The following is a 15756-nucleotide window of genomic DNA, read 5'->3' as shown; positions in this document are numbered from 1 at the left end:
GCGGCGTCGCGCGGACGGAAGCGGTCCTCGCGGTCGGTCGCGTTTTTTTTCCGAGTCAGGTCGCCGCCAAGATCTTCAGCCGCAGGTCGCGCTCGTCCACCTCGTACTTGAACGCCGGGTGGCCGTCGACCAGCACGTACGGGACGCGCTCGCCGTACTCCTCGGCCAGCTCCGGATCGGTGTCGACGTCGACCTCGTCAAGGGCGACCGTCACGCCGTCGAGGTCGGCCGCGACGGACTCGATCGTCTCGCGGGCGACGACGCACAGCGAGCAGTCCTCGCGGGTGTAGAGGGTGACGGGGACGGTCGCGGGGTCGTCAGTCGGGTCGTCGTCAGTCGGGTCATCGCCAGTCGGGCCGTCGGCGGCGGGGTCGTCACTCTCGGTCGGCATCGTCGCTCGCGTCCGCGTCTCCGGTCAGCTCCTCGGCGACCGTCGCGGCGTCCAGCAGGTCCGGGTCGATCGCGAGGTCGGCGACCGTCGCGACGAACCCCGGCAGCGACCGGTTCGCGTACGTCACGATCCGGACGTCGGGGTTCAGCTCCTTGGCGACGGGGATACCGGTCGCCTCCTCGACGTCGGTGAGGACGAACAAGTCGGCCTCGTCGATACCGGCAGTTTCGAGCTTCGACGCCGTGACGAGCCCCTCGATCCGGCGGATCTCGACGCCGAGGGCGGCGAGTTCCTCGCCGAGCCCGTTCTCGTCGGGACCGGCGACAATGGCGAGCGTGCCCTCGGCGCGACCGCCGTCGGGGCGGGCGGGGGTCCCCACCATCACTCGTACTCGATCGTCGCGGGCGGCTTGTGGGTCACGTCGTACACCACGCGCGCCACGTTCTCGTTCTCGCCCGTGATCCGGCTCTGGATCCGCTGGAGCGTACTCCAGTCGAGCTCCTGCGCGCGGGCGGTCATCCCGTCGCGGCTCTCGACCGAGCGCACGGCGACGACCCAGCCGTGGACGCGGTTGTCCCCCTTGACGCCGGTCGCCTTTCCGAGGACCGCGGCGAACGCCTGCCACGGGTCGTACTCCTCCAGTTCCTCCTCGACGACGTGGGTCGCCTCGCGGGCGACGTCGGCCTTTTCGGGGGTCACTTCGCCGACGATCCGGACGGCGAGCCCGGGCCCGGGGAACGGCATGCGCTCAGAGATGATTTCCTCGAGGCCGAGCTCGCGGGCGACCTCGCGGACCTCGTCCTTGTAGAGGTCGCGGACCGGCTCGACGATCCCCTCGAAGTCGACGATCTCGGGGAGCCCGCCGACGTTGTGGTGGGACTTGATGTTCCCCTCCGACTCGATGCGGTCGGGGTAGATCGTCCCCTGGACGAGGAAGTCGGCGTCGACGTCGCGGGCGACAGTCTCGAACTCGTCGATGAACCCCTCGCCGATGACGTGGCGCTTGTCCTCGGGGTCGGTGACGCCTTCGAGTCGGTCGAAGAACCGGTCTTGGGCCTCGATGACGCGCAGCGACTCCATGAAGTCGAACGTGTCGCGGATCTCGTCGGTCTCCCCCTTCCGCATCAGCCCCGTGTCGACGTAGACGGGGGTGAGCTGGTCGCCGACCGCCTCGTACGCGAGCGTCGCCGCGACCGAGGAGTCGACCCCGCCGGAGAGGGCGATCACGGCGTTCGCGTCGCCGATCGCCTCCCGGATCTCCGCTTTCGCCTCCGCGATGAATTCCTCCGTCTCGACCATCTATAGCCTCACGTCCGCGTTCCGCTCGGTTGTGTCCGTCGATCCCAGCGCCGCCTCGACGAGCGAGACGAACGGGGGGCTCGCGCGGTCCGGCCGCGACCGGAACTCGGGGTGTGCCTGCGTCCCGAAGAAGAACGGGTGATCGGGGCGTTCGAGGATCTCCATCCGGTTGTTGGCGCGCCCGGAGAAGACGAGACCGTCCGCCTCCAGCGCGTCGATGTACTCGGGGTTCACCTCGTAGCGGTGGCGGTGGCGCTCCGTACAGGCGTCGGCGCCGTACACCCGCGCCGCGAGCGTGTCGGGTTCGATGTCGGTCTCGTGGGCGCCGAGCCGCATCGTCCCGCCCATGTCCTCCGTCTCGTACTGCTCGGGGAGGAGATCGATGACGGGGTGTGGCGTGTCGGGGTCGATCTCGGCGGAGTGAGCCCCGTCGAGCCCGAGAATGTTGCGCGCGTGTTCGACGACCGCCATCTGGAAGCCGAGACAGAGCCCGAGGAACGGCACGTCGTTCTCGCGGGCGTAGCGGATCGCTTCGATCTTCCCGTCGATCCCGCGGGAGCCGAAGCCGCCGGGGACGACGACCCCGTCCGCCTCGGCGAGGCGCTGCTCGTGTTCCTCGCGAGTCTCGTCGGCGTCGACCCACAGCACGTTCACCTCGGTGCCGGTCTGGATGCCGGCGTGTTTCAGCGCCTCGTGGATCGACATGTAGGCGTCTTCGAGCGCGTACTTGCCGACGAGGGCCACGTCGATCTCCTCGTCGCGGTCGCGGGTGACGAGGTCGCGCCACTCCGTCGACCGCTCTTCCTTCGGGAGCGCCTCCTCGGCGAGGCCGAGCCGCTCCATCACGTACTCGTCGAGCCCCTCGTCTTCGACCATCAGCGGGACGTGGTAGATGTCCTCGACGTCCGGGTTCGAGAACACGGCGTCCGTGGGCACGTCACAGAAGAGGGCGATCTTCTCTTTCGTCTCGGGGTCCAGCCGGTCCTCGGAGCGCCCGACGAGGATGTCCGGCTGGAGGCCTATCGAGCGCAGTTCCTTCACGGAGTGCTGGGTCGGCTTCGTCTTCTGCTCGCCGTTCTTCGAGTAGGGGACGAGCGTGACGTGGGTGAAGAGGATATCCTCGTCGTCCTCCTCGTGGGCGAACTGCCGCAGGGCTTCGAGGAACGGCATCGACTCGATGTCGCCGACCGTCCCGCCGATCTCGACGAGGCAGACGTCGCTCCCCTCGGCCGCCTCCCGGATGCGGCGCTTGATGTCGTCGGTGACGTGCGGGATGATCTGGACGGTCTTCCCGAGATAGTCGCCGGCGCGCTCGCGCTCGATGACGTGCTGGTACGTCTTCCCCGTGGTGACGTTGTGGTCGAACGTCATGTCGGTACCGAGGAAGCGCTCGTAGTTGCCCAGGTCGAGGTCGACCTCGCCGCCGTCCTTCAGGACGTACACCTCGCCGTGCTCGTACGGGTTCATCGTTCCGGCGTCGACGTTGAGATAGGGGTCCACCTTGACCGCGGTGACGTCGAAGCCCGCGTTGGCGAGAAGGCGCCCGGTGCTGGCGGCCGTGATGCCCTTGCCCAGCCCGGACATCACACCGCCCGTGACGAACACGAACTTCCGACCCATCGAGGGGTCGTACCCCGTGTCGGGATCTGCTGGCATATCGACCGTCCGGCAGGCCGGGGCAAAACCGTTTCGGACCCCGCAGTTCGCTGGACGTTCGTGTCGTTTCGAGACGTGTCAGGTCGCTATGGAGAGGTGTACCGCGTGGGCGTGGTACTATTTTCCGTGGTATCAAAACGGTTATTTATAAACTGTCGACAGCGGATCAGCGGCGAACACCGCCAAAGCCCCGACCGCTCGGCTGTACGTCGTTGCGTCCGCGAAGAACACCGCCAAAGCCCCGGCCGGGAGGCGTGCGCACGCTCGTTGCGCTCCTCGCTCGTTCGCTTCGCTCACTCGCTGTGGTGCTTCCGTCGTCATCAGAACGCTCTGCGTTCTGATTGGCTCACGAGAGCTTCGCTCTCGTGAACGCCTGCGCACGCCTCCCGGCCGCCCTTTGACTCCCACCCAACCGCACAGCGCCGCAGCCTCACACCTCCCCAACCTCGTCGCTGGCGGCCTTCGCTCCGCTTTGGCCGCCAGCGACTCCCTCGCGCGTGCTGACTCGCGGCCGCCGAGGGCGGCCGCTCGCAGGCACGCGCCACCGCGTCTGTTTATAAATAGCAGTCGCTCGCGGCGTTCGAGTGAAGTTTTGCGAGGGAAGAGCGCTCCGAGAGCGTCTTCCCGCATCACGGGGGGCGGACCCCGGCGATGCGAGGGGAGGGATTTGAACCACGGTCGCGCCAGAGGCGCTCCCTGATTCAAACCCTCCCTCGTGTGCATTCGCGCGTTGTGGACGCGCTCATGCGAGGGGAGGGATTTGAACCCACGGACCTCTACAGGAGCGGAGCTTGAATCCGCCGCCGTTTCCGGGCTTGGCTACCCTCGCACGCGGACTGGCCTTGGATCGGCCCGCCCTTTATCCCGTCGGTTCCGCGCCGACCAGCGTCGCACGGAACCCGCCCTCGGCGGACTCGACGATATCGAGCGTCCAGCCGTGCGCGGCCGCGACGCGCTCGACGATGGCGGGTCCGATCCCGGTGCCGCCGCCGCGGTCGACGCCGAACTCCGTCAGCCCCGCGCGCTCTCGCTCGTCGACCGGCAGCCCCGGGCCGTCGTCGGCCACGTAGATCCCACGCTCGTCGACGCCGACCCGGACCGTGGGTGCGTCGCGGCCGTGGTCGAAGGCGTTCCCGATCAGGTTCCCGACCGCGCGCCGGAGCAGCGTCGGGTCGCCGACGACGGGACCGGCGTCCTCGACGACGAGGTCGGCGTCGGCCGGTATCTCGCCGAAGTCGCCGGAGTCCAGACAGTCGGCCGCGAGGTCCGCGAGGTCGACCGCCTCGTCCGCCGTCTCGATCGCCTCGGGATCGCGGGCCATCACGAGCGCCTCCTCGATCATCGACTCGATCCGGCCGAACGCGCTCTCGGCGGCGGCCAACCCTTCGGTGTCGCCGGTCTCTCGCGCGAGGTCGACGTAGCCGCGGGCGACCGACAGGGGGTTCCGGAGGTCGTGCGAGAGGAAGCCGGCGAGCCGTTCGAGCCGCTCGTTGAGCCGTTCCAGTTCGCGCTCGCGCTCGACTCGGTCCGTGACGTCGCGGATGACCCCGACCGCGCCGACGATGTCGCCGCCGCGCTCGACGGGAGTCAGCCGCGTTTCGACGGTCATCCCGTCGCCGTCGCCGAGCGTCATCGCAATCTGGACCCGCTCGTCGTCGACCTCGCCCGCGAGGACGCGCTCGGCAGCGGCCCGGTAGCGGTCCCCCGTCTCCTTGCTCCAGTGCCCCGTCTCGACGAGCCGTTCCGGGTGTTCGTCGTGGAGGACCGCCTCGTCGAAGTCGGTCACCTCGCGGAGGCGGTCGTTGACGAACACGCGGTTGCGGTCGGCGTCGAGGACGTACGCGCCGTCGCCGAGGGCGTTCACGATCGACTCGGCGTGGTCGATCGGAGCCGATTCCGGGGGAGTTCCATGCGGCGTTGAGGGGGTGAGCGGTAAAGTGTTTCTCGGATCCCGGCACCCCCGACTCGCCGCACACGCCGCCTCAGCCCGCTATCATCGCGACGCCGACGACCGCGAGGACGGCCGCGACGAGCCGCAGTCGGAAGTGGCGCTCGCCGAGCAGCACGCCCCCGAGGACCACCGCGACGATCGCCTGCGTGTTGATCACCGGGGAGGCGACGCTCGCGGGTAGCGTCGCGAACGCGACCGTCGTCAGGTGTTCGCCCAGCGCGACGAGCGCGCCGGCCGCGAGGAACTTCGGGAGGTCGCCTCGGCTCGCCTTGATGGGGTTCCGGGCGGCCGCGGGGAGCAGCACGACGGCGACGCCGGCGAGCAGCAGCGGGACCCAGAGCGTGCCGGGGATCGCGAGCTCTTGGAGCGCGACCCGCTTGCCCACGTCGCCGACCGCGTAGCAGGCCGCGCTCGCGAGCGCCAGCTGAGCGGGGCGCGAGCGGGCGGCCCGCGCGAACGGCGCGAAGAAGCTGCCCGGCTCGTAGTTCGCGACGTACACCGCGAGCGTGGTGACGACGACGCCGGCGACCTGAATCGGCGCCAGCACCTGCCCGAGTAGCCCGACCTCCAGCGGGAGGACGAACATCGGGACGACCTTGTTGATCGGCGCGACGTACGACACCGCCCCGTCCTCGATGGCGCGCAGGAAGAGGACGAAGGCGGCGGCCGTCGCGAGGCTCGTGACGGCGACGACCGCGAAGCGCCGCGGAACGACGAGCCCGGCCAGCCCGGCCGCGGCGTCGCCGAAGCCGACCGTGAGCCCGGTCCCCGCGAGGAACCACCCGAGCGCCGCGGCGTTGATCGCCACCGTCAACGCGGCGGGCGGATACTCGGCGAAGGTCCGCTTCAGGACGAAGAGGTACGCCCCCCAGACGACGGCGGCGGCGAGCGCGAAGAGGAGTCCGGCGTCCATTCGTTCGCCCCGAGCGCGACCGGCGAAAAGAAGGGTTCGATCCGGCCCGCGAAACGGTTAGGTCCCTCCCCCGCGAACACCGCCCACATGGACGACCACACCCGCGACCCGGGCGTCGCCCCGCCGCTCGGGGACCCGACCGGGTGGCACGCGGGCGACCGCGCCCCAGACCCGTCCGCGGCGGACGACGAGGACGGGTCAACGGGCGGCTCGTCGGGCGGCCCGCGCGACGCACAGGTGGCCGGCGGCTACTGGGAGCACGCGACGCTCCGGCGCGCGACCGAACACGGCGTGCGGCTGTTCAACGACGGCGCCTACCACGAGAGCCACGACTGGGATGTGCCATTAAATCACTCTAGTCGCTCGACATACTCGCGGTCCCAATCCACCGCAACCGGATACTCCTGGTCAAGTTCGATTTTCCATTCGTCAATCACAGTAGAATCGTCAAGCGCGGTGTGGAGCGCCGATCGCACGTTATCGACGTTCACACCGTAGAAGTCGCCGGGAACGCCGTGGAGGTACTGGAGGGCCGTCTCGAACAGCGACCGCATGCCGTCGTCGTTCCCGAAATCGACGTGCTTGTACGCACCGGCCGCGACTTGGACCATCCCGTGGAGGAAGGCGCTTTCGGTGGTCCCGCTACCGTAGTTGTACCACTCTGCTTCAAAACAATCATGCGCCTCATGGTACTCTTTGGCGTTGTAGAGGCGGACGCCGTGAATTACAGCCTTGCGGAGCGTCCCGTGTTCCCACCCGTTAGACGGTCTGCGACTGTTATCCCACCCGGTTGGGTTCCCCGAAGTTGGAGGACCCACGGTGTCATCTCGGGTGTGATCGTCCATAGAGGCAACTACTACTCCAACCCACCTAACCGCGTCGGACTGATGAGTAGGAACAATACACTATAGAGACACACGACGTGTTTGGATAGGGTGGCGGTTCCCCATAGAGGAGTTAGCTATCAGAAAGTTTCTCTAGCAATACGGTCCTCACCTCGGGATCGTCGAGTAGTTCGTCGAGCGTGTCGATCTTTTTTTGAGTGTCTATGTCCCCGGAGTTGGTGTCAAAGTACTCTCGTTTCAGGTCGTCTGTCATCTTGTCCTTCGCCTCCTGAGCGTCCGGAGAGTACACCAAACCACAGTAGGGACACGACTTCCACTCACCTTCTAACGGCTCTCCGCAACGGTCGCACACCGGCGGTGTGAGTGGGCTATCTTCCTCAGGATCACGGAGCCCTTGGGCCACCTCGGCCGCCTCGATGTGGTCCTCGTCGGTGAGATGGGCATAGGTTCGCTCCATTACCTTACTGTCGGGTTCGTGGCCGATCAGGTGTTTGATCGTATCGTTGTCCATTCCGTAGTCCCGCTTACAGACCGTCACAAAGTAGTGCCGGAAGTTGTGAGCATTCACCGGCTTGTCAACGTCTGCTCCCTTCCCGATACGCTTGAGTTGACGGTACACCGTACTCGGATCCAACTTGTCCCCCGGTCGCACACCGTCGCGGTTACTCTGGTCGTGCTTGTGGGTGATGAGGTAGTCCTCGGAGTCTCCCGTCGGATGTTGGCGTTTCCAATCTCGAACGGCTTTGTTAGCTCCCAAGAGCGGCCGCTTCCCATTGGCCCCCTTGAGGTCTCCGTCGTCCTCGTTGAGATAAAATATTCCGTCCTCTGGGTTCACATCCTTGAGTCGGAGATTGAGTATTGCACTTCGGCGTTGCCCGGTGTAGAGGAGGAGGTCCACGAGGCAAGCGTCACGAGAGCCGCGACGTTTCGCTTCCTCACGAAGTGCTTGGACGTCTTCCTTGGAGAACATATCCCGTTCGTCGACCGGAGAATCGTTCTGCTCGGCGAAATGAATCTCCTCACGATTAACCACCAGGCCGTCGTGATAGAGATAGAACCGGCGCGTCGGACCCTGAAAGTTCCGCACAGAGCCACTTGCCAATCCCTCGTCCTTGATCCCTTCCACGTTGCCATTGAGGTAATCGTCCATGAGGGAGTTGATGTCGTAGGCTGTGGCCTCGGTAAGATCCGGATCCAAATCCCTCGCCACGCGACAGAGTCCACGGGCGTAGCGCGCGAGCGTCCCGTCGCTCTTGGTCTTGCCGTCGGGCATCTGGTAGGTGTTCTGACGAGGGTCGTTTGCGTTCAAAAATTCGAGTATTAGTCGCCTCTCCTCGTCACTCACGTCCTCGTCGTTCTTGATTCGTTCTCGGGCGGTTTCGTACCGCTCCCGCATTGATTTCGCCATGGTGGCACGCCTCTATCGAACCCACTCGGGCCAGTTGCTTATATCTAAAGATTGTTTACACCTACTCAATCAGTTTGAGGGACAAGTGGTACAACTACGGGAGCGGCACGGTCGAGAGCGCCTTCCTCCACGGGATGGTCCAGGTCGCGGCCGGCGCGTACAAGCGCGTCGACTTCGAGAACGACGCCGGGATGCGGTCGCTGTTCGAGACGGCGCTCCAGTACCTCGACGGCGTCCCGGGCGACTTCTACGGGGTCGACGTCGACGACGTCCGAGAGACCCTCCGGGCCGCGCTCGACGACCCCGCGGCGGTCGACGGGTGGCAGATCGTCCTCGACGACGCTCGCCCGCCGGCGTACCCAGCGGACTACGAGTACGCGGAGCGCGTCGACGAGGGCCACTAAGCGAATCGTCCCGGATCCGAACGCCACTTATCCGCCGCCCGCCTGGGTGTCGTATGGAAGTCCACGATCTGGGCGACGGGGAGCCCGAGGTCGCCGTCGTCGGCGCGATCCACGGCGACGAGCCCTGCGGCGCCCGCGCCGTCGAGCGCCTCCTCGACGCCGACCTCGACCCCGAGCGACCGGTGCGGCTGATAGTCGCCAACGAGCCGGCGCTCGACGCCGGCGAGCGGTACCTCGACGCCGACCTCAACCGCGTGTTCCCCGGGAACCCGGACGCGGAGGCCCACGAGGTGCGGCTCGCGGCCGAACTCGTCGACGCGCTGGAGGGGTGTACCATCCTCGCGATCCACTCGACGCAGTCGTACGCGGAGCCGTTCGCCGTCATCGACTCGATGGACGAGGTGACCCGCGCGGTCGCGCCGCACCTTCCCGTCGACGCCGTGATCCAGACGGACGCGTTCACCGAGGGGCGACTCATCGAACACCCGCACACGCTCGAAGTGGAGGCGGGCCTCCAGGGCTCCGACGCCGCCGCCGACAACGCCTACTGGCTCGCCCGCGCGTTCCTCGCCGCGACCGGCGCCATCTCCGCGCCCGGCGCCGACGACGTCCTCGACGCCGGCGGCCGCGAAGACGTCTCGGTGTTTCGGCTCCGCGAGCGGATCCCGAAGCCGGAGGCGGAGGCGTACGAGGTGTTCGCGCGCAACTTCGAGCGCGTCGAGTCCGGCGAGCGCTTTGCGGCCGCCGACGGCGAGCCGCTGCTCGCCGACGAGCCCTTCTACCCCGTGCTGCTGTCGCCGAACGGCTACCGCGACCAGTTCGGCTACGTCGCCGACCGGGTCGGGACGCTGGAGTAGCCGACTCCCGTCCTCCCCGACCGCTTCGAGCGCAGCCGGATCCCCGTCTCCTACTCGACGAGTTCGATCGTATCGTCCCCGTTCGGCACCGCACAGAGGAACGCCCCGGGCTCGTCGCCCTCGTTCCGGTACCAGTGTTCGACGCCCGCGGGAATCAGGAGGGCGTCGCCGGGCGAGACGGTGTGTTCCTCGTCGCCGACCCCGACGACGTACTCACCGGTGAGGACGTACTGCTCGTGTTCGACCGCGTTGGTGTGACGGGGGACCTCGGCGCCCGGGGGGAGTTCGAACCGACGCATCGCGAAGTTCGGGGCGCCGTCGGACTCGTCGATGAGGACGCCCTTCGAGAGTCCCTCGGCGGCGTCGACGGGTTCGTACGCGATTTCGTCGCCGCCCTTCACGACCGGGTCGGGATCTGCTGTATCGCTCATGGGCGTCAGTGACGGGGCCCGTGTATTTAACCGATCACCGGCCGAACCCGAGGGCATGCGTGGAATCGAGGTCGGGAGCGCGTTCGGCATTCCGATCCGGCTCAACTGGACCTTCCTGCTCGTCTTACCGCTCTTCGCGTACCTCATCGGCGGACAGGTGGGAGAGATCGCCGAGGTGATGAACCAGGTCGCCGGGCTCGGGATCGACGCCGGCGCGGTCGCGGCCGGGAACACCCCGTACCTGCTCGGACTGGCGGCCGCGGTGGGGCTGTTCGTCGGGGTGTTGCTCCACGAGTTCGGCCACTCGCTGGTCGCCATGCGCTACGGCTACGAGATCGAGTCGATCACGCTGTGGCTGCTCGGCGGGCTCGCCAGCTTCAAAGAGTTCCCCGAGGACTGGAAACACGAGTTCTGGATCGCGATCGCCGGCCCGCTCGTCAGCGTCGCGGTCGGGGTCGCCTGCTACGGGGTCGTCCTCGTCGGGGCGGGCGGCTCCGACGCCCTCCTCTTCGTGTTCGGCTACCTCGCGCTGTTGAACGTCGTCCTCGCCGTGTTCAACATGCTCCCCGCGTTCCCGATGGACGGCGGGCGGGTCCTCCGGGCGCTGCTCGCGCGGAACCAGCCGCACGCGCAGGCGACCCAGCGGGCCGCCGCCGTTGGGAAGGTGTTCGCGTTCCTGATGGGGATCATCGGGCTGTTCTCCTTCCAGCTGCTGCTCATCGTGCTCGCCTTTTTCATCTACATTGCCGCCTCCGGCGAGGCCCAGCAGACGACGCTGAAGGCCGCCTTCGAGGGCGTCACCGTCACGGACATCATGACCCGCCAAGAGGACCTCCACACGGTGACCGAGGACACCTCCGTCGCCGACCTGATGAGTCGGATGTTCGAGGAGCGTCACACCGGCTACCCGGTCCTCGACGGCGACCAACTCGTCGGGATGGTCACCCTCGAAGACGCCCGGTCGGTCCGCGAGGTCGAGCGCGACGCCTACACCGTCGACGACGTGATGGCGACCGACCTCGTCGCGGCCGATCCGAACGCCGACGCCCTGACCGCGCTTCAGACGATGCAGGAACACGGCGTCGGACGGCTGCCGGTGGTCGACGCCGACGGCGAACTCGTCGGCCTCATCTCGCGGTCGGACCTGATGACCGCGTTCAACATCATCCAGACCGGCGGCACGCCCGGGATGATCGGCGGCCGGCGAGGGGAGGCGGGCGACGAGCCGCGGATCCTCTGACCGCTCGATCGACGGTGGCCCGCTGACCGCTCCCCGCTGACGGCGATCAGCTGACCGCCCGCCCGCTCGGCGACACGGCGCCGGGCGCGGGTCTCCCCCGGCGTGGGGTATATACGCGGCAACGACCTATCGCGGTACGTGACAACCCGGACCATCCGCGCCCGCGACCGGCCGGTGTTCGGCGTCGACGTCCACAGCGGGGACGTCCGCGGCGACAGCCCCTCCTACGCGCTCGTCATCCTGGACCCCGTCGACGAGGACGACCCGGACGCGCCGGACGCCGACGGGCCGATGGCCCGGATCACCCGCGACGTGGTCTCCTTCCGGAAGCTCTGCCGACTGATAGACGACCGCGAGCCCCTCTACGTCGCCACCGACAACGCCTACGAGCTGGCGGCGGACAAGGGCGAGCTCGTCAACTTCCTCCGGTCGCTGCCCGACGGGACCCGACTCGTCCAAGTGACCGGGGCGGAGCGCCCGGAGCCGCTCTCGCGGGTCGCCTCCCGACACGGGATCCCCTACGGGAAGAAGCCGATGAAGGAGGCGGAGGCGTCGGCGCGGCTCGCCGCCGCGAACGTCGGCCACGAGGTGACCGCGTTCACCGACGAGACGACAGTGAAGGTGTCCCGCGGCCGCTCGACGGGAAAGGGCGGGTGGAGCCAAGACCGCTACACCCGACGGATCCACGGCAACGTCAGGAAGCGGACGCGACAGGTCCAGTCGAAGCTGAAGGAGTCGAACCTCGAGTTCGAGCGCGACGTGACCGAGAAGTACGGCGGCTACGCGAACGCGACGTTCACGGTCGAGGCCCGGCCCGAGGACATCCCGGTCTCGAACTCGCGGGCCGGCGACGTGCGCGTCGAGGTCGAGCGCGAGCGCCGCGACGGCATCGAGTACGAGCCGCTCGTGAAGCGGCGCGACCGCGTCATCGTCGGCATAGACCCCGGGACGACCACCGCGGCCGCGGTCGTCGGCCTCGACGGCACCGTCCACGCGCTGTACTCCTCCCGAACCGGCGACACCGCTGAGGTGACCGAATGGATCGTCGAGCAGGGCCGCCCGATCATCGTCGCCGCCGACGTGGAGCCGATGCCGGAGACGGTCGAGAAGTTCCGGCGCTCGTTCGACGCCGCCGGCTGGCGGCCCACGACGGACCTCCCGGTCGACGAGAAGCTCCACCGCACCCGGGAGGCGAGCTACGCGAACGACCACGAGCGCGACGCGCTGGCGGCCGCGCTGTACGCCTACGACGACCACGAGGACCAGTTCGAGCGGATCGCGGCGAAGACGCCGCCGCGGCTCGACCGGGGGGCCGTGATCGCCGGTGTCGTCGCGGGCGAGTCGTCGGTCGAGGCCGTCATCGAGGACCTGAGCGAGGACGACGGCGACGAGGGGGACGGCGGCGGGGACGACGCCGAGGGCGACCCGACCGAGCCCGAGCGCACCGAGGAGGAGGAGACGATCCGGCGGCTCCGCGAACGCGTCGACCGCTTGGAGTCGCACGCCGAGTCGCTGGAGGACGACCTCGACGAGCGCGACGACCGGATCGCGGAGTTGGAGGGCGAACTGGAGGAGGCGAAACGGGAGGAGCGCATCGAGGCGCGCACGCGGCGGGCGGTGTCGCGGCTCGAACGCGAGACGGACCGCCTGGAGCGCGAGCGCGACGAGGCGCAGGAGCGCGTCGAGGACCTCGAACGCAAGGTGGAGACGCTGAAGGAGCTGTGGCGGCTCGACCACTCGAACTTCGGCGACGTGGCCGAGGGACGGGGGCTGGTGAGCGTGAAGGTCGTCGAGCAGTTCACGCTCGACGCGCTCGACGCCGCCGACGAGGCGTACGGGCTCGTCGCCGGCGACGTGGTCTTCCTCCGGGACGCGTCGGGCGCGGGCCGCCGGACCGCGGAGCGGCTCGCGGAGGCGGACCCGCGGGCCGTGATCCGCGGCGAGGGGAACCTTTCGGACGTCGCGGACGCGGTACTGTTCGAGCGCTCGGTTCCGGTGGTGCCCGCCGACGCGGTGCCGGTCCGCGAGGTGGACGAGCTGGCGGTCGCGGGCGAGGAGGACCTCGCCGCCGCCGTGGACGACTGGGAGGAGCGCGCCGAGGAGCGCCGGCGGGACGAGAAGGCCGAGCGGATCGACCGGATCATCTCGGAACACCGGGCGGGACGGACGCTGCCCGAGACGGAAGAGTAGGGCGTCGAGGCCGCCGCGTGACCCCTCGCCACGCCCCCGCACGCTTCCAGAAGTCATATGTCCGGTAACGTACAGTCGCACGTATGAACGCTCACGAGCTGATCACCCGGAACGCGGCCGAGGTGGTCACCGAGTCGGAGATCGAGGCGCTGGCCGACGACCCCGAGGGCAAGCGGGCGTACGTCGGCTACGAGCCCTCGGGCGTGCTCCACATCGGTCACATGCTCACCGCGAACAAGCTCATCGACCTCCAGGAGGCGGGGTTCGAGGTGACCGTACTGTTGGCCGACGTCCACGCCTACCTCAACGACAAGGGCTCGTTCGAGGATATCCGTCACACCGCGGAGCGCATGCGCGACCAGTTCATCGCCTACGGGCTCGACGAGTCGAACACCCAGTTCGTCCTCGGCTCCGACTTCCAGCTCGACGACGACTACACCCTCGACCTCCACGCGCTGGAGTTGGAGACCACGCTCGCGCGAGCCGAGCGCGCGATGGCCGAGATCAGCTCGGGTGACTCGGTGAAGGTGTCGCAGGCCGTCTACCCCCTGATGCAGGCGCTCGACATCCCGTACCTCGGCGTCGACATCGCGGTCGGCGGGATGGAGCAGCGCAAGGTCCACATGCTCGCGCGAGACGTGCTCCCGAGCATCGACCGCGAGCCGCCGACGAGCCTCCACACGCCGCTGATCGCCGACCTCGGCACCGGCCGCGGGAAGATGTCCTCCAGCGAGGGCGTCACCATCTCGATGGAGGACACCCGCGAGGACATCGAGTCGAAGGTGAACGACGCCTACTGCCCGCCGACGGCCGACCCCGAGCCGACCGACGACGGCGCGGAACGCGAGAACCCCGTCCTCCAGGTGTTCGAGTACCACGTCTTCCCGCGGTTCGACGCGGTGACCGTCGAGCGCCCCGAGGAGTACGGCGGGGACCTGGAGTACGACGCCTACGACGACCTCGAAGCCGACTTGGAGTCCGGCGAGCTCCACCCCGCGGACGCGAAGGGCGCGCTCGCCGAGTACCTCGACCGCCTCATCGCGCCGGGTCGCCAGCAGCTCGCGGAGTAATCGACGTTAGCCGGCGTTCGGATCCGGAGATTCGGTCTTTTCGCCCTCTGTCGTTCGCCCGTCGATCGGACAGGTCCCGTCCAGACAGCCGAGCCCGGCCGCCGTCTCGAAGACGGGGAGCCCGCAGTCGCACTCGTCGACGACGACGCCGGCGGGGAACGAGAACGTGGTCTCGCAGTCCGGGTAGTTCTCGCAGCCGAGGTAGACGCGGCCGGGCGCCGAGCGGACCCGGAGGTCGCCCTCGCAGTCCGGACACTCCCACGCCCTGTCGAACCGGTCGCTGACGGCGTCGTCCATCGGATCGCAGGCCGGGTCGAGACAGAGGTGGAACGGCTCGCCGCGCTCGACGCGGATCTTCGGGAGCCCGCAGTCGTCGCAGGTCGCGTCCGTGACGCTCGCGCCCGCCGGGAGCCCCCGGCGCGTCTCGCAGTCGAGACAGACCACGTCGCCGCGCGACCGCACGAGCGGGCCGCCGTCGTCGGGGCAGGTCCCGACCGGGACGCCCGCCTCGGTGACGGGAAGGGCGCGGCTCGCGGTCGCTTCCTCGGCGACGACGCGGAGCCGCCGGGAGCCGTCGCGGGCGGTGACGGTGAACCCGTCGCCGTCGCCCTCGACGACGACGCTCTCCGGGCGGGTGAGCCACGCGACGGGCTGGTAGCCGTCGGCGTCGTGGACGAGCGTCGTGTCGTCCGGTTTGATCAGGACGACGACGCGCCCCCGATGGGTGCGGGTGCGGTCGCCGCGGTCGGTCACGACGCAGTCGCCTGCGAGTACGCGGAGTCGTTGCGGCATGGGACGGGTGGCCGCGGGATGGGTGAAAAGCGGTCGTTGCGGAGGTTTATTCGGGATGTGGAGCGGGTGACGACGTTCAGTTCTGATGCGGCGAGGTGAGAGAATCCACCAGATCCGCCGCCGCTCGCTTATGAATATCTGCGGAGGTCATGACGGAAGACACTTCCAAAGCCCCAGCCGGGAGGCTATACATACCTGACCGAAGATCGACGGTGAACGCCTCCAAAGCCCCAGCCGGGAGGCTATACATACCTGACCGAAGATCGACGGTGAACGCCTCCAAAGCCCCAGCCGGGAGGCTATACATAC

14 protein-coding genes, 1 tRNA gene and 2 pseudogenes are annotated in these 15756 nt (G+C 68.3%); 6 read left to right on the top strand and 11 right to left on the bottom strand.

Going from position 1 to position 15756, the window contains the following annotated elements:
* Nucleotides 1-55: 55 nt before the first annotated feature.
* The 7 genes from C463_RS17395 to C463_RS02805 all read right to left on the bottom strand — a co-directional run bounded on the left by C463_RS17395 (nt 56) and on the right by C463_RS02805 (nt 6210).
* Nucleotides 56-391 (bottom strand): glutaredoxin family protein, encoded by a 336-nt coding sequence (locus C463_RS17395; protein WP_008440904.1) that lies wholly within the window; start codon nt 389-391, stop codon nt 56-58.
* Nucleotides 375-773, bottom strand: coding sequence for a DUF7126 family protein (locus tag C463_RS02830; RefSeq protein ID WP_008440903.1), 399 nt, complete (start codon nt 771-773; stop codon nt 375-377). Before C463_RS02830 ends, C463_RS17395 begins: the two co-directional genes overlap by 17 nt.
* Nucleotides 773-1690: a glutamine-hydrolyzing GMP synthase gene (gene guaA, locus C463_RS02825; protein WP_008440902.1), complete on the bottom strand. Its 918-nt coding sequence runs from the start codon at nt 1688-1690 to the stop codon at nt 773-775. Before guaA ends, C463_RS02830 begins: the two co-directional genes overlap by 1 nt.
* Entirely contained in the window at nt 1691-3346 is a 1656-nt protein-coding gene (locus tag C463_RS02820; protein WP_049905457.1) for a CTP synthase, read from the bottom strand.
* A 745-nt stretch (nt 3347-4091) separates the two neighbouring features.
* Nucleotides 4092-4175, bottom strand: a tRNA-Leu gene (locus C463_RS02815).
* A 30-nt stretch (nt 4176-4205) separates the two neighbouring features.
* Nucleotides 4206-5210 carry a PAS domain-containing sensor histidine kinase gene (locus tag C463_RS02810; protein ID WP_008440900.1) on the bottom strand — a complete coding sequence of 335 codons (1005 nt, stop codon included), beginning with the start codon at nt 5208-5210 and terminating at the stop codon, nt 4206-4208.
* Nucleotides 5211-5328: 118 nt separating this feature from the next.
* The gene (locus tag C463_RS02805) at nt 5329-6210 is read right to left on the bottom strand and encodes a DMT family transporter (protein ID WP_008440898.1); all 882 of its coding nucleotides are present in this window, start codon (nt 6208-6210) and stop codon (nt 5329-5331) included.
* Between the two features lie 87 nt (nt 6211-6297).
* Here C463_RS02805 and C463_RS19540 point away from each other — a divergent pair.
* A pseudogene (locus tag C463_RS19540) lies at nt 6298-6543 on the top strand (DUF309 domain-containing protein); the annotation flags it as partial.
* A 17-nt stretch (nt 6544-6560) separates the two neighbouring features.
* Here the strand turns inward: C463_RS19540 and C463_RS02800 are convergent.
* Nucleotides 6561-7055, bottom strand: a complete 495-nt coding sequence (locus C463_RS02800; RefSeq protein ID WP_049905454.1) for a DUF309 domain-containing protein — start codon at nt 7053-7055, stop codon at nt 6561-6563.
* A gap of 112 nt (nt 7056-7167) precedes the next feature.
* A complete protein-coding gene (locus C463_RS02795) occupies nt 7168-8400 on the bottom strand; it encodes a site-specific integrase (protein ID WP_160163093.1) in 1233 nt (410 codons plus the stop codon).
* 143 nt (nt 8401-8543) lie between these two features.
* On the opposite strand from C463_RS02795, the pseudogene C463_RS02790 reads away from it, so the two are divergent.
* Nucleotides 8544-8867 (top strand): annotated as a pseudogene (locus tag C463_RS02790) (hypothetical protein); the annotation flags it as partial.
* A gap of 53 nt (nt 8868-8920) precedes the next feature.
* Nucleotides 8921-9724 (top strand): succinylglutamate desuccinylase/aspartoacylase domain-containing protein, encoded by an 804-nt coding sequence (locus tag C463_RS02785; RefSeq protein WP_008440891.1) that lies wholly within the window; start codon nt 8921-8923, stop codon nt 9722-9724.
* Nucleotides 9725-9774: 50 nt separating this feature from the next.
* On the opposite strand, the gene C463_RS02780 is transcribed toward C463_RS02785, so the two are convergent.
* Entirely contained in the window at nt 9775-10155 is a 381-nt protein-coding gene (locus C463_RS02780) for a cupin domain-containing protein (protein ID WP_008440890.1), read from the bottom strand.
* A gap of 55 nt (nt 10156-10210) precedes the next feature.
* Here C463_RS02780 and C463_RS02775 point away from each other — a divergent pair, with 55 nt between their 5' ends.
* The 3 genes from C463_RS02775 (at nt 10211) to C463_RS02765 (ending at nt 14655) form a co-directional block, all read left to right on the top strand.
* Nucleotides 10211-11395 carry a M50 family metallopeptidase gene (locus tag C463_RS02775; protein WP_008440889.1) on the top strand — a complete coding sequence of 395 codons (1185 nt, stop codon included), beginning with the start codon at nt 10211-10213 and terminating at the stop codon, nt 11393-11395.
* Nucleotides 11396-11533: 138 nt separating this feature from the next.
* A complete protein-coding gene (locus C463_RS02770; protein WP_008440888.1) occupies nt 11534-13585 on the top strand; it encodes a DUF460 domain-containing protein in 2052 nt (683 codons plus the stop codon).
* A gap of 83 nt (nt 13586-13668) precedes the next feature.
* Nucleotides 13669-14655 (top strand): tyrosine--tRNA ligase, encoded by a 987-nt coding sequence (locus C463_RS02765; RefSeq protein WP_008440887.1) that lies wholly within the window; start codon nt 13669-13671, stop codon nt 14653-14655.
* 6 nt (nt 14656-14661) lie between these two features.
* On the opposite strand, the gene C463_RS02760 is transcribed toward C463_RS02765, so the two are convergent.
* Nucleotides 14662-15447, bottom strand: coding sequence for a topoisomerase DNA-binding C4 zinc finger domain-containing protein (locus tag C463_RS02760; protein WP_008440886.1), 786 nt, complete (start codon nt 15445-15447; stop codon nt 14662-14664).
* Nucleotides 15448-15756: the final 309 nt, after the last annotated feature.

The sequence above is a fragment of the Halorubrum californiense DSM 19288 genome (assembly GCF_000336875.1).
Classification (GTDB): domain Archaea; phylum Halobacteriota; class Halobacteria; order Halobacteriales; family Haloferacaceae; genus Halorubrum; species Halorubrum californiense.
This window is presented reverse-complemented; position numbering and strand designations above follow the sequence as displayed.

Coding starts and splice junctions, on each gene's coding strand:
- C463_RS17395 (WP_008440904.1), bottom strand. CDS start 391: ATGCCGACCGAGAGTGACGACCCCGCCGCCGACGGCCCGACTGGCGAT.
- C463_RS02830 (WP_008440903.1), bottom strand. CDS start 773: ATGGTGGGGACCCCCGCCCGCCCCGACGGCGGTCGCGCCGAGGGCACG.
- guaA (WP_008440902.1), bottom strand. CDS start 1,690: ATGGTCGAGACGGAGGAATTCATCGCGGAGGCGAAAGCGGAGATCCGG.
- C463_RS02820 (WP_049905457.1), bottom strand. CDS start 3,346: ATGCCAGCAGATCCCGACACGGGGTACGACCCCTCGATGGGTCGGAAG.
- C463_RS02805 (WP_008440898.1), bottom strand. CDS start 6,210: ATGGACGCCGGACTCCTCTTCGCGCTCGCCGCCGCCGTCGTCTGGGGG.
- C463_RS02800 (WP_049905454.1), bottom strand. CDS start 7,055: ATGGACGATCACACCCGAGATGACACCGTGGGTCCTCCAACTTCGGGG.
- C463_RS02785 (WP_008440891.1), top strand. CDS start 8,921: ATGGAAGTCCACGATCTGGGCGACGGGGAGCCCGAGGTCGCCGTCGTC.
- C463_RS02780 (WP_008440890.1), bottom strand. CDS start 10,155: ATGAGCGATACAGCAGATCCCGACCCGGTCGTGAAGGGCGGCGACGAA.
- C463_RS02775 (WP_008440889.1), top strand. CDS start 10,211: ATGCGTGGAATCGAGGTCGGGAGCGCGTTCGGCATTCCGATCCGGCTC.
- C463_RS02765 (WP_008440887.1), top strand. CDS start 13,669: ATGAACGCTCACGAGCTGATCACCCGGAACGCGGCCGAGGTGGTCACC.
- C463_RS02760 (WP_008440886.1), bottom strand. CDS start 15,447: ATGCCGCAACGACTCCGCGTACTCGCAGGCGACTGCGTCGTGACCGAC.